A 12,302-nucleotide genomic window follows, 5' to 3' on the forward strand; every position below is an offset into this window, starting at 1 on the left:
ACGGAGCCGGGTCAGACCCGGGGGACGCGGACCACGCCCTCCTGGATGACGGTGATCGCCAGCCGGCCGTCCTGTGTGTAGATCCGGGCCCGGCGGCAGTCCGCGCGGCACCCCCCTTCGTGCGTGACGGCACGGAACACGAGATACCGTCGTGCACACCGGGTCCGACGGCACCCGACCGCGCCGGGCGCGGCCGGGGAACATCGGCGGGCGTCCCGTGCACCGGCCGTCCGGCACCCGGACGGACCGGCTCCGGGACCGGTACGGGGTGTGGGCAGTCAGCAGGCAAGGGGAGATCGTGATCGAGAAGATTCTGCCGTCGGGGGCGGTGGCGGCAGAGGTGTTCTCCGACCTGCCCGACGCCGTGCTGATGCCGGCCGAGGAGGCACTGGTCCACCGCTACGTGGAGAAGCGGAGACTGGAGTTCACCACGACGCGTCACTGCGCGCGCCGCGCGCTCGGGGAGCTGGGCATCGCACCCGTCCCCATCCTCAAGGGCGAACGCGGCGCCCCGGTCTGGCCGCAGGGCACGGTCGGCAGCATGACCCACTGCGTGGGCTACCGCGCCGCCGTCGTGGCGCGCGAGGCGGACGTGCTCACCATCGGCATCGACGCCGAGCACAACGCGCCGCTCCCCGACGACGTGCACGAGAACATCGCGCTGACGACGGAACAGGAGCGCGAGCACGAGCTGCGCCGGCGGAACCCGGACATCCACTGGGACCGGCTGCTGTTCAGCGCGAAGGAGAGCGTCTACAAAGCGTGGTTCCCGCTGACCCACCGCTGGCTGGGCTTCGAGGAGGCCGACATCGTGCTCCACCCGGACGGCAGCTTCACCGCCGAGATCCTGGCCTCCCGGGCGACGGCGGGAAGCGCCGCGAACCCCCGGGCGCCCTTCGGCGCGGTCCCGGAGCCGCCGGCCGGGCCCGCGGAGGACCCGTCGGGGTTCCACGGCCGGTGGCTGGTCGCGGACGGACTGCTGGTGACCGCGATCGTCGTGGAGAAGCAGGCCTGAGAGCCGCCGCCGGCCGCCCGACGGGGAGCCCGGGAGGGCCCTCGGGCCCTCTCGTCGGGCGCGCCCCGTTCCCGTAACCTCTCACCGCATGAACGCAGATCACCGCGGCGAGGGCCGCATGCGCGCACGCGAGGCGGGCATCCCGCTGCAGGGCGAGCCCGGTGCGTGGAACGCGATCACGGATGTGCCGGGCGTCGAGGTCGGGTACGTCACCCTCGTCGAGGGCGACGACGTGCGTACGGGGGTGACCGCGCTCCTGCCGCGCGGCCGGGACGGCGTGGGCACGCCCTGCGCGGCCGGCTGGCACTCGTTCAACGGCAACGGCGAGATGACCGGCACCGCCTGGATCGAGGAGAGCGGCTCGCTCGCCGTGCCGGTGGTCATCACCAACACGTACGCGGTCGGCCCCGTGCACCGGGGCGTCGTGGAGTGGGTGCGCGCCAACTGCGGCGGCATGGCGCCGGAATGGCTGCTGCCGGTGGTCACGGAGACCTGGGACGGCCACCTCAACGACATCCACGGCGCGGCCGTGCGGCCCGACCACGCGGCGGAGGCGATCGGGGCGGCGGCCTCCGGCCCGGTCGAGGAGGGATGCGTCGGCGGCGGCACGGGCATGCGCTGCTACGGCTACAAGGGCGGCTCGGGCACCGCCTCGCGGGTGGTGCGGTACGGCGAGGACCGGTACACCGTCGGTGCCTTCGTCCAGGCCAATTTCGGCGCGCGGCGCGAACTGGTCGTGGCCGGCGTGCCGGTGGGGCGCGAACTGTCCGCAACGGTGGCGGAGCCGCCCGTCGCGGAGCCCGGCGGGGAACGCCCGGTGCCGCCCGGGGCGGGTTCGGTGATCGTCGTGGTGGCCACCGACGCCCCGCTGCTGCCCGGACAGTGCAAGGCGCTGGCCCGCCGGGTGACGCTGGGCCTGGCCCGTACCGGCACCACCGGCAGCCATTTCTCCGGCGACCTCTTCCTGGCCTTCTCCACGGCCAACCCGTCCGCGTTGACCAGTACGTTCCCCAAGAACGACGGCAGCGCGCCGTACGAGTCGATGCGCTTCGTGCCCTGGGGCCGGATGGACCCCTTCTACGAGGCGGTGGTCGAGTCGGTGGAGGAGGCGGTGCTCAACGTGCTCACCGGGGCCCACGCGATGACCGGCCGGGCCGGGCATCACGTCCCGGCGCTTCCGCTGGACCGGACCGCCGAACTTCTGGCGGAGCACGGCCGCTGACCCGGTCGTACGGGCCCGGAGGAGGGTGCGGCGGCCCCCCGTACGGCAGGGGCGCTGGCTCCGTACAGGTTCGTCGGCCATACTGCCCGCCGTGGAGCAGCGCATAGATCCGAACACTCAGCCCGGGTACGCCGCAGGGACAGACCCGGCGTACATCCCTGGTCTCACGACCCCCGCCACCGCCGTGAAGCCGGACACGAGCCAGGAAACGGCTCCGGAGAAGGCCCCGGAGAAGGCCCCGGAGAAGGAACCGGTGGCGGAGCCGGAAAGGACCGGCCCGGAACGGAAGGACCCGGAGACCGACGCCGACGCCGGTCCCGTCGCGGAGGCCGAATCCGGGGCCGACACCGAACCGGCGCCGGAGGAAGGGGAGAAGGCGGACGGCCCGGCCTTCGAGGTGAGCGACCGACGCGGGTCGATCACCGTGGACCGCACCGGCGTCCGGTTCCGCCTGGACGACCAGGAGGCCGACTTCCGGTGGGACGAGATCGGCGCCGTCGAGGTGAAGACTCCCCGGTTCGGCCGCCGGTTCACCGTCACGGTGCACATGTCGACCCGGCGGTGGTTCAACGCCGAGGTCGAGGCACCGGCCAGGGGCGACCTGAAGAAGTGGGCGGCGGAACTCGACGAGGTCCTGGACGCCTACTTCGAGGAGTCCTGAGCCCGACGCGCGTCCGGAGGGACCGGGCGACCGGTCCCTCCGGGAGCATCGGAGCCGTGGGGGTCAGGACTCGGTGAGCACCACCGAGCGGGTCAGGTGACGCGGGCTGTCCGGGTCCAGACCGCGGGCGGCGGCGCGGGCGATCGCCAGGCGCTGGACGCGCACCAGCTCGGCCAGCGGGTCCAGGCCGCTCTCCACCCACAGGGCGCCGGTCGCCCGCACCTGTTCGGCGAGCCCCTCGGGGGCGGTGCCGAACATCCAGGTCGCGGTGCCGGTGGTGGCGATGCTGATCGGACCGTGGCGGTACTCCATCGCGGGGTACGACTCCGTCCAGGACAGCGACGCCTCCTTCATCTTGAGCGCCGCCTCGTTGGCGAGCCCCGCCGTCCAGCCGCGGCCGAGGAAACTGAACTGGGTGCACTCCAGCAGCCCCTCGGGCAGCGGCTCGGCCAGCGCGGTCTCCGCGTCGCGGACCACGTCGTCGGTGTGCAGGCCGAGGTGGGCGCGGAGCAGGGTCAGCAGCGTGGTGGCGAACCGGGTCTGCACGACGGACCGCTCGTCGGCGAAGTCGAGCACGACGACGTCGTCGGCGGCCGCCATGACCGGGGTGTCCGGGTCGGCGGTGATGGCCACCGTGCGGGTGGTGCCGCGGAGCCGGCCGAGCAGTTCCAGCACCTCGGTCGTGGTCCCCGAACGCGTGAGGGCGACGACCCGGTCGTAGTCGCGGCCGAACGGGAACTCCGAGGCGGCGAAGGCGTCGGACTCGCCCTGCCCGGAGCCCTCGCGGAGCGCGGCGTACGCCTGGGCCATGTAGAACGAGGTGCCGCAGCCGACGACCGCGATGCGCTCGCCGGTGGCGGGCAGCGCGCCCGTGTCGGTCCGGGCCAGCTCGGCGGCACGGCGCCAGCACTTCGGCTGACTGGCGGTCTCGGTCTCGACAAAAGACACGTCTGCACTCCGTACTCGTAGTGGATGCTCGTTTGCGCACGTTACACGCGCTGTATGAACATCTTCAAGCAAACAGTTTGCAGGATGCTTGACTGGGCGGGGCCTTGTGCGACGCTTGCGCGTGTCCGGCGACCGTATCCAAGGGGATGGGTGCCCGAAGGCCGGGCCGGTGAGGAGAGTTCTCTTGTCCAGGGATGCCCGGTGGAACGCGCTGCTGGAACTCGTCGGCAAGAACGGCCGGGTGGAGGTCGAGGACGCGGCCGCCACGCTGGACGTCTCGGCCGCGACCATCCGCCGGGACCTGGACCAGCTCGCCGAGCAGCAGCTGCTCACCCGTACCCGCGGCGGCGCGGTGGCGCACGGCGTCAGCTACGAGCTCGCCCTGCGCTACAAGACCGGCCGCCACGCCCCGGAGAAGCAGGCCATCGGCCGCGCGGTCTCCGAACTGGTGGCGGTCGGCGAGGTGGTGGGGCTGACCGGCGGCACGACGCTGACCGAGGTGGCCCGTTCGCTGGCGATGCGCTCCGACATCGTGGGCGAGGGTGCCATGGGGGCGGGCGGCCAGCCGACGCTGACCGTCGTCACCAACGCGCTCAACATCGCCAACGAGCTGGTCATCCGCCCGCAGATCAAGATCGTGGTGACCGGCGGGGTGGCCAGGCCGCAGTCGTACGAGCTGACGGGACCGCTGGCCAGCGGAGTGCTGGGCGAGATCACCCTGGACGTCGCCGTGCTGGGGGTCAACGCGATCGACACCGAGCGCGGCGCGTACGTCCACCACGAGGGCGAGGCCAGCATCAACCGGCTGCTCGCCCAGCAGGCGCAACGGGTGGTCGTGGCCGCCGACTCCTCGAAGATCGGCAAGCGGGCCTTCGCCCGGGTCTGTGATCTGGGGCAGGTCGACTTCCTGGTCACCGACAAGGGCATCGCGCCCGAGGCGGCCGCCCGCTTCACGGAGGCCGGGGTCACGGTCGTCGCGGTCTGACGCGACGGCGGCCCCGCGGCGGGCGGGCACCCCGGGCTCCGGGGTGCCCGCCCGCCGTCCTTTCCGCGCGAGGTCCGTGCGACATGGACCGCGCTGTGTGCGTCGTGCGTACTGAACGGCACATCGATGCCCATTCATGTTTGATAAGTCCATGAAATGAGCAACTCTTGCCACCGGTGTGCGCTGTCGTGAACTATGAACCCGTCCCGTACGGACCTGTCCGCCCCACGGCGCGGACCATGCACCACCAGTACAGACAGAGAAGGGACCACCGTGTCAGACCTGCGACTCGGCGTCATCGGGCTCGGCCTGCGCCGTACCATCGCGACCTCCGCCCACCACCCCGGACAGGGGTCGGCGATCACCGCCGTCTGCGACCTCGACCCCGAGGTGCGGCGGCGCGAGGCCGAGCGGTTCGGCACCGACGTCGCGGTCGAGGACTACCGGCTGCTCCTCGACCGCGACGACCTCGACGCGATCGTCGTCGCCACCCCCGACGACACCCACGAGGCCATCGCCGTCGACGCGTTGCGGGCCGGCAAGCCGGTCTTCGTCGAGAAGCCGCTCGGCATCACCGTCGAGAGCTGCGACAACATCCTGCGTGCCGCGTACGAGACCGGGACCGGGCTGTACGTCGGACACAACATGCGCCACATGGGCGTGGTGCGGCTGATGCGCGACATCATCGCCCGCGGCGACATCGGCGAGCCCCGGACGGTCTGGGTGCGCCACTTCGTCGGCTACGGCGGCGACTACTACTTCAAGGACTGGCACGCCGACCGGACCCGCACCACCGGCCTGCTGCTCCAGAAGGCCGCCCACGACATCGACGTCCTGCACTGGCTGGCCGGCGGCTACACCCGCCGCGTCAACGCGCTCGGCGACCTCCTCGTCTACGGCGACCTGCCGCGCCGCGAGCCGGACACCCCGCGCCCGGAGAACTGGCTGCGCGAGTTCGACTGGCCGCCGACGGCCCGCAAGGACCTGCACCACATCGTGGACGTCGAGGACGTCTCCGTGATGAACATGCAGCTCGACAACGGCGTCGTGGCCGCCTACCAGCAGTGCCACTTCACCCCCGACTACTGGCGCAACTACACGGTCATCGGCACCGAGGGCCGGCTGGAGAACTTCGGCGACGGCCCCGGCGACGAGGTCAGGGTCTGGAACTCCGGCCCCAGCGGATACCGCCGCGACGCCGACATCACCTACCGGGTGCCGGACGCGGGCGGTTCGCACGGGGGCGGGGACACCCGGATCATGCGGGAGTTCTGCCGGTTCGTGCGCGAGGGCGGCGTCACCGACACCTCGCCGGTCGCCGCCCGGATGAGCGTCGCGGCCGGTGTGCTCGCGACCCGCTCCCTGCGCGAGGGCGGCGTGCCGTACGAGGTGCCCGCCCTCGACCCGGAACTGGTCGCCTACTTCGAGGGCGGCCAGGTCCGCCGGTCCGCGTAGCGCCCGCGCCGGTCCGGCGGCGCACCGGCCCGTACGGGGCCTCCGGACCGGCTCCCTCCGGTGCCGCCACGAAGATCTTCGGACAGCTGTTTTCAGCCATGCTCGGTGGGTAATCGGCTTGTTCCGGTTTGGTGGCTCCGTGAGGGATGCCCGTCTCGGCGCGTGACATCGCCAGGTGAATTGGCATGAATTGACTGAAATATGGCATGTAGGGATGCGGGGTGCCGATTCCGCAGGGTTACCGCCACCCTGCCGATGAGCGAAATGAAGGATGATTTCACGCCAACGGGATAGGTCAGTGGCCGAGTTCGAACGCGTGGCCGGATCGGGGTCGGCATAATCGCGTCCATGTCGATCACGGGTGGGGACGTCGTTGACCTCGGGCAGGGCCTGTACGCGTGGCTTCCGCCGAAACGGGGCTGGGGGCTGGCGAACTGCGGTCTCCTCGTCTCGCCCCGCGGCGCGCTCTGGATCGACACCCCGTACGACCCCGTGCTGGCCGGCCGGTTCCTGGCCGAGTCCACGAAGCGGCTGCCCGAGGGCGTCCACGTCGACCGGGTGATCGTCACCCATGCGAACGGCGACCACTTCTGGGGCGCGGGGGTGCTCCCGGACGCGGAGATCATCGTGACCCGCGAGGCCCGGGAGCACATCCACTACGACCCCACGCCCAAGCAGCAGCACGCCCTCGTCACCGCGGGCGACCGGACCACACCGCTCGGGGACTACCTCGCGCGCCACTTCGGCGTCTTCGACTGGTCGGGCACCGAACCGGTCGTGCCGACCACGTACTTCACCGGGGAGCTCGAACTGACCCTGGGCGACTACCCCGTCCGGATCTCCTCGCTGCCGCCCGCGCACACCGCCGGTGACCTGATCGTCCACCTGCCGGTGCAGGACACCGTGTTCAGCGGCGACGTCATCTTCTCGTCCACCCCGGAGCGGCCCGGCGACCACCCGGTGCACTGGGCGGGCCCGATCGACAACGTGATCTCGGCCTGCGAACAGGTGCTGGCCACCGGCGCCGCGACCATAGTCCCCGGACACGGCCCGATCCTCGACCGGGCCGGGGTGCGCGACCACATCGTGTACCTGGAGTACGTGCGCGAGCGCGCCCACGCCTTCCACGCCGCGGGCGTCCCCTCCGTCGAGGCGGCCCGCCGGATCATCGGCGAGGGCCGCCACCCGGAACTCGGCCTTCCCGAGCGGCTCGTGGTGACCGTCGGCAGCGAGTACCGGCATCTGGACGGTTCCGAACTGCCCGGCGTGCTCGAAGTGATGACCGATGTCGCCGTGGTGGCCCGGGAGACGGAGCGGGCCCCGCGGCAGGCGGACCCGGCGCGACAGTAGGCAGCAGGCGGACCTTCGGCCGTCGCTCGGGCCGGACGACCGATCCGACGACAGGAATGCGGTGACGGCATGGGATGGATAGTGGCGGTGATCGCCGTCGCCGCTGCCGTGGCGGCGATGGTCCGGGCGCAGGGCGCGGCCCGCGCCGAGTACACGGCCCTGGGCCGGGTCGAGGTGGCCGAGCGCCAGGCCAAGGCGGCCGAGGCCCGCACCGCGGCCCTCACCGAGGAGATCCGCCAACTGGCCCGCAAGCGGATACCCGCCGTCGCGATCGCGCTCTCCCACCCCACCGCACAGGTCCCCGGACTGCGGGAGGCGGCCGAGATCGACGGCGAGGCGGCCCGGTTGCTCGCCGAGTCGGTGCAGGCGGCCCGCGCGGCCGTCCTGGAGGAGCGCGGACGCGTCGACGCCGCCGCCCGCGCGGCGATGCGCGGCACCTCCGCCAAGATCCAGTCCCTGCTCAACCAGTCCCAGCGACTGCTGCACGAGCTCCAGCACGAGTACGACGACCCGCGCATCCTGCAACTGGACTTCCGCAACGAACTGGCCCTGCGGCGCACCCAGACCACCGCCGTGCTCTGCGGCGCCTGGCCGGGCCTCGCCCGCCAGAACTCGCCGCTCGTCGAGATCGTCCTCGGAGCCCAGTCGCGGGTCGCCGGCTACGAACGCGTGAAGGTCGCCAACCACCTGCGCGACGAACGGCTCGCCCTGGTCGCCCGCGCCGCCGAACCCCTGGCCATCGCGCTGGCGGAACTCCTGGCCAACGCCACCGCCTACTCGCACCCCGACACCGACGTCCAGGTCACCCTCCAGCAGAGCGGCGGCCGGGGCGCCTTCCTGGTGGTCGACGACGCGGGCATCGGCATGGACGACGACGCGCTCGACCGGGCGCGAACCCTGCTGGCCGGGCCGGACGAGGTCCTCCTGACCGAGCTGGGCGACCCGCCGCAGACCGGCTTCGCCGTCGTCGGCCGGCTGGTGGCGCAGTACGGCTTCGACTGCCACATCGAGGCTTCGCCGTTCGGCGGGATGCGCACGATGCTGCGCGTCCCCGCCCACCTGCTGACCGTGCTGGAGAACGACCGCACCCTCTCCATCCTCGCCCCCGAACCGGTGCGCGCGCAGGAACCGGCCGTTCCCGCCGCACCCGCACCCGCAGCCGTACCCGTACCCGCACCCGCCGCCCCGGCCGTTCCCGCCGTTTCCACCGCCCCCGTCGTTCCCGTACCGGCCGAGCAGGAGCCCGTACCCGTGTCGCAACCCGCCGCCGGGCCCGCCACCGGACTGCCCAGCCGCCGTCGGCGCACCCCGCGCCCGGCCCCGGCCCGGCCCGAGCCCCCCGCCGGACAGGACCGCGAACAGGCGCTCCGTACGCCCGAGCAGGCCGGGGCCTCCTGGGCGGCGCTCCAGCAGGGCACCCTCAACGGCAGGAGCCTCGCGGACCGGTCATCCGCACCGGCTCCGGACCACGACCACCAGGACGACCACGACCGCCAGAACGACCAAGGAGACGACAAGCCGTGAGCGCTCCCACCCCCACCACCGGTGACCTCGCATGGGTGCTGACCCCACTGCTGGAACTGCCCGGTGTCCAGCACGCGGTGGTCGCCACCGGTGACGGACTCGTCGAGGGCGCCTCGCCCGGCCTGGACCGCGCCTCCGGCGAGCGGGTCGCCGCCATGACCGCCACGCTGCACGCCGCGGCCCGCGCGTTCACCACGGCCTTCACCGACGCCGAGGCGCCGCGCCTGGCCCAGACGGTCGTCGAGTCCGACCTGGGCTTCGCCATCGTCGTACCGGCCGGGAACAACACCACGCTCGCCCTGTTCGCGGAACCGGGGGCCAAGCTCGGCGACATCGCCTACCAGATGCAGGTGCAGGTCACCGCCCTCACCCGGGCGATGAACGCACCCGCCCGCAAGCCGGACACCACCGCCCGGCCATGAACGCCGGACCGGGGCGCCGTCTGATCCCCGCCTATCTGGTCACCGGCGGCCGGACCAGGCCCGCCGGTCCCGCGCTCGACCGGCTCGACGTGCTCGTGCGCACCGGCACCGACCTGCCCCCGGACCTCGGTTCGGAACAGCGCAGGCTGTGCGAGCTGCTCGAACCGGGGGCGCTCACCGTCGTCGAATGCGCGGCCCATCTGGACCTGCCGGTCAGCGCCACGGTCTTCCTGGCCGCGGACCTCGCCGCCGCCGGACATCTGCACACCCGACCGCCCATCCCCAGCGCCGGGGAGATCGACCGGTCGCTCGTCGAGAGGCTGCTCGTTGGACTCCGCTCCCTCCACTGAACGCACCGGCGTCGGCTATCTGCCGCCCGCCGCCAGGACCCTGATGAAGCTCGTCGTCACGGGGCCGTTCGGCGTGGGCAAGACCACCCTGATCCGTACGCTGTCGGAGATCGCCACACTCCACACCGAAGAGGCGATGACCCAGTCCAGCACCCGGCTCGACGACACCGCGGGACTGCCGGACAAGACCACGACCACGGTCGCGATCGATTTCGGCCGGCTCACCGTCCTGGACGACCTGGTGCTCTACATGTTCGGCACCCCGGGCCAGCAGCGGTTCCTCCCGCTCTGGGAGGACATCGCGCGCGGTGCGCTCGGCGCCCTCGTCCTGGTCGACACCCGCAGGCTCGCCGACTCCTTCGCGGTCATGGACATGGTCGAGGAGCAGGGGCTGCCGTACGCGGTCGCCGTCAACCGCTTCCCGGACGCGCCCGTCCACCCCGACGAGGTCCTGCGGGGACACCTCGACCTCGCGCCCGAGACCCCGCTGGTGCAGTGCGACGCCCGCGAACGCCGCGGCAGCATCGACGCGCTGATCGCCCTGGCCGAACACGTGCTGACCCGGATGCCCCGGCCCGAGGACCCGTCATGACACCGTACGCACAGCCTCCGCAGCCCCTCGCGCTGTACGGCCCGGACTTCGCCGCCGACCCGCAGAGCCACTATCTGCGCCTGCGCGAGCACGGCCCCCTCGCCCCGGTCCGGATCGCCCCCGGCATCGACGCCCTGCTGGTCACCGACTACCAGGCGGCCGTCGACCTGCTGCGCGACACCCACACCTTCACCAAGGACCCGCGCGCCTGGCAGGCCACCGTTCCCGAGGACTCGCCGGTCCTGCCCGTACTCGGCCACCGGCCCACCGCGCTCTTCAGCGACGGCGAGGTGCACGCCCGCTACCGCGCCGCCATCAACGACGGCCTCGCCCTGATCGAACCGCACGTCCTGCGGGCCGAGGTCACCCGGGTCGCGAAGCGGCTCATCGGCGAATTCGCCGCCGACGGGAGCGGCGACCTCATCGCCCAGTACGCCCGGCGCCTCCCCGTGCACGTCTTCGTCACCTGGTTCGGCGCAGCCCCGGAGGACAGCGAACGCGTCGTCGAGGCCGCCGCCGGAATGTTCAACTCCGCCGAGGACGCCGCCGCTGCCTACGCCGACCTGGTCGAGGTCGTCACCGCCCTGGTCGCCGACCGGCGCGCCCGCCCGCGCCGCGACCTCACCTCGTACCTCCTCGGCCATCCGGCCGGTCTCGACAACGACGAGACCGTGCGTCAGATCACCCTGATCATGAGCGCGGGCCACGACCCGACGACCAATCTGATCGGCAACGCGCTGCTGCACATGCTCACCGACACCCGCTACGCCGGCTCGCTGCACGGCGGCGCGAAGACGGCGTACGAGGCGATCGACGAGGTCCTCTGGCAGGACCCGCCCCTGGCCAACCTGGCGGCCCACTACCCCCGGCACGACACGGAGTTCCACGGCGTACGGCTGCGCGCGGGGCAGCTGATCCTGGTCTCCTACGCCGCGGCCAACGCCCAGTCCGCGCCCGACCTCGTGAATCCCGTGCCGCGTTCCGGCTCCAGCGCCCACCTGGCCTGGTCCGCGGGCCCGCACCGCTGCCCGGCGAAACAACCGGCGCTGCTCATCGCCATGACCGCGATCGAACAGCTCACCAGCCAGCTGTGCGACGCGGAACTGGCGGTTCCGGTCAGTGCGCTGAAGTGGCGTCCGGGACCCTTCCACCGTGCGCTGGTCCGGCTTCCGGTACGGTTCACCCCCGTCGACATGACCGCGGAAACCGACCGGCACCGGCCCACCGGGCACGGGCCCGAGGAGCCCCCGGCGGTGTCGATCGGCCGGTGAGCCGTGTCGGTGGTACGCCGAACGGGTGAGTGGCGAGAGAATTGCACGATGAACAGCGAGCGCAGCGGGCGCAACGCGGACCGAAGCACAGACGGGGTGGTCCGGTGAGCAGGTACGACAGGTACGACGTCACGGACGAGCAGTGGGAGGGGCTTGCCCAGGTCGTGCCTCTGCGCAGCCGCAACGAGTGGCCGTCCAGGGTGGACCATCGCACGGTCCCCGAGGAGAGCGCGGCGAGCGAACAGCGACGACTCGTCGTACTGCGGGTACAGGTCTTCGCGGACGCCCGGGAGGTGGCCGAGTACCTGGTCGCGCAGATTCCGGTGCTGCTCGACCTGACCAGCGCCGAGACGGACGTGGCCAAGCGGATCCTGGACTTCACCAGCGGGGTCGTCTTCGGCCTGGAGAGTGGCATGCACCGGGTGGACCGGAACGTCTTCCTGCTGTCGCCGGTCGGCATGGAGGTCGAGGGGGTCGCGGCAGCGGCGGGAATCCCCGGTTCGTAGC

The 12,302-nt window shown here is 72.3% G+C and carries 13 protein-coding genes; 12 read left to right on the forward strand and 1 reads right to left on the reverse strand.

Features of this window, described 5'->3' with window-relative positions; all coding sequences use genetic code 11:
- Positions 1 to 298 precede the first annotated feature (298 nt).
- The 3 genes from ABZZ04_RS17540 to ABZZ04_RS17550 all read left to right on the forward strand — a co-directional run bounded on the left by ABZZ04_RS17540 (position 299) and on the right by ABZZ04_RS17550 (position 2,898).
- Positions 299 to 1,015 carry a 4'-phosphopantetheinyl transferase superfamily protein gene (locus ABZZ04_RS17540; RefSeq protein ID WP_356933099.1) on the forward strand — a complete coding sequence of 239 codons (717 nt, stop codon included), beginning with the start codon at positions 299 to 301 and terminating at the stop codon, positions 1,013 to 1,015.
- A gap of 118 nt (positions 1,016 to 1,133) precedes the next feature.
- On the forward strand, positions 1,134 to 2,237 hold the full coding sequence (locus ABZZ04_RS17545) for a P1 family peptidase (protein WP_356933209.1): 1,104 nt from the start codon (positions 1,134 to 1,136) through the stop codon (positions 2,235 to 2,237).
- 91 nt (positions 2,238 to 2,328) lie between these two features.
- The gene (locus ABZZ04_RS17550) at positions 2,329 to 2,898 is read left to right on the forward strand and encodes a hypothetical protein (RefSeq protein WP_356933100.1); all 570 of its coding nucleotides are present in this window, start codon (positions 2,329 to 2,331) and stop codon (positions 2,896 to 2,898) included.
- 63 nt (positions 2,899 to 2,961) lie between these two features.
- Here ABZZ04_RS17550 and ABZZ04_RS17555 read toward each other — a convergent pair whose 3' ends face one another.
- The gene (locus ABZZ04_RS17555) at positions 2,962 to 3,846 is read right to left on the reverse strand and encodes a sugar isomerase (protein WP_356933101.1); all 885 of its coding nucleotides are present in this window, start codon (positions 3,844 to 3,846) and stop codon (positions 2,962 to 2,964) included.
- Between the two features lie 184 nt (positions 3,847 to 4,030).
- On the opposite strand from ABZZ04_RS17555, the gene ABZZ04_RS17560 reads away from it, so the two are divergent.
- The 9 genes from ABZZ04_RS17560 (at position 4,031) to sepF (ending at position 12,301) form a co-directional block, all read left to right on the forward strand.
- The gene (locus ABZZ04_RS17560) at positions 4,031 to 4,831 is read left to right on the forward strand and encodes a DeoR/GlpR family DNA-binding transcription regulator (protein ID WP_283854517.1); all 801 of its coding nucleotides are present in this window, start codon (positions 4,031 to 4,033) and stop codon (positions 4,829 to 4,831) included.
- Between the two features lie 273 nt (positions 4,832 to 5,104).
- Positions 5,105 to 6,286 carry a Gfo/Idh/MocA family oxidoreductase gene (locus ABZZ04_RS17565; protein WP_356933102.1) on the forward strand — a complete coding sequence of 394 codons (1,182 nt, stop codon included), beginning with the start codon at positions 5,105 to 5,107 and terminating at the stop codon, positions 6,284 to 6,286.
- A 348-nt stretch (positions 6,287 to 6,634) separates the two neighbouring features.
- Positions 6,635 to 7,636: an MBL fold metallo-hydrolase gene (locus ABZZ04_RS17570; protein WP_356933103.1), complete on the forward strand. Its 1,002-nt coding sequence runs from the start codon at positions 6,635 to 6,637 to the stop codon at positions 7,634 to 7,636.
- Positions 7,637 to 7,705: 69 nt separating this feature from the next.
- Positions 7,706 to 9,160, forward strand: coding sequence for an ATP-binding protein (locus ABZZ04_RS17575; RefSeq protein WP_356933104.1), 1,455 nt, complete (start codon positions 7,706 to 7,708; stop codon positions 9,158 to 9,160).
- Complete coding sequence (locus ABZZ04_RS17580; protein ID WP_283854521.1) at positions 9,157 to 9,582, forward strand: roadblock/LC7 domain-containing protein; 426 nt, start codon at positions 9,157 to 9,159, stop codon at positions 9,580 to 9,582. Before ABZZ04_RS17575 ends, ABZZ04_RS17580 begins: the two co-directional genes overlap by 4 nt.
- The gene (locus tag ABZZ04_RS17585) at positions 9,579 to 9,932 is read left to right on the forward strand and encodes a DUF742 domain-containing protein (RefSeq protein WP_356933105.1); all 354 of its coding nucleotides are present in this window, start codon (positions 9,579 to 9,581) and stop codon (positions 9,930 to 9,932) included. Before ABZZ04_RS17580 ends, ABZZ04_RS17585 begins: the two co-directional genes overlap by 4 nt.
- The gene (locus ABZZ04_RS17590; protein ID WP_356933106.1) at positions 9,910 to 10,524 is read left to right on the forward strand and encodes an ATP/GTP-binding protein; all 615 of its coding nucleotides are present in this window, start codon (positions 9,910 to 9,912) and stop codon (positions 10,522 to 10,524) included. Before ABZZ04_RS17585 ends, ABZZ04_RS17590 begins: the two co-directional genes overlap by 23 nt.
- Positions 10,521 to 11,795 carry a cytochrome P450 gene (locus ABZZ04_RS17595; protein ID WP_356933107.1) on the forward strand — a complete coding sequence of 425 codons (1,275 nt, stop codon included), beginning with the start codon at positions 10,521 to 10,523 and terminating at the stop codon, positions 11,793 to 11,795. The genes ABZZ04_RS17590 and ABZZ04_RS17595 overlap by 4 nt, the downstream gene beginning before the upstream one ends.
- Before the next feature lie 104 nt (positions 11,796 to 11,899).
- Positions 11,900 to 12,301 (forward strand): cell division protein SepF, encoded by a 402-nt coding sequence (gene sepF, locus ABZZ04_RS17600; protein ID WP_148839953.1) that lies wholly within the window; start codon positions 11,900 to 11,902, stop codon positions 12,299 to 12,301.
- Position 12,302: the final 1 nt, after the last annotated feature.

The sequence above is a fragment of the Streptomyces sp. NPDC006435 genome (genome assembly GCF_040612315.1).
Taxonomy (GTDB): domain Bacteria; phylum Actinomycetota; class Actinomycetes; order Streptomycetales; family Streptomycetaceae; genus Streptomyces.

What these genes read in the sequence shown, in the direction of transcription:
- ABZZ04_RS17545 (WP_356933209.1), top strand. Translation starts at nt 1,134, where the DNA reads ATGCGCGCACGCGAGGCGGGCATCCCGCTGCAGGGCGAGCCCGGTGCG.
- ABZZ04_RS17570 (WP_356933103.1), top strand. Translation starts at nt 6,635, where the DNA reads ATGTCGATCACGGGTGGGGACGTCGTTGACCTCGGGCAGGGCCTGTAC.
- ABZZ04_RS17575 (WP_356933104.1), top strand. Translation starts at nt 7,706, where the DNA reads ATGGGATGGATAGTGGCGGTGATCGCCGTCGCCGCTGCCGTGGCGGCG.
- ABZZ04_RS17585 (WP_356933105.1), top strand. Translation starts at nt 9,579, where the DNA reads ATGAACGCCGGACCGGGGCGCCGTCTGATCCCCGCCTATCTGGTCACC.
- ABZZ04_RS17595 (WP_356933107.1), top strand. Translation starts at nt 10,521, where the DNA reads ATGACACCGTACGCACAGCCTCCGCAGCCCCTCGCGCTGTACGGCCCG.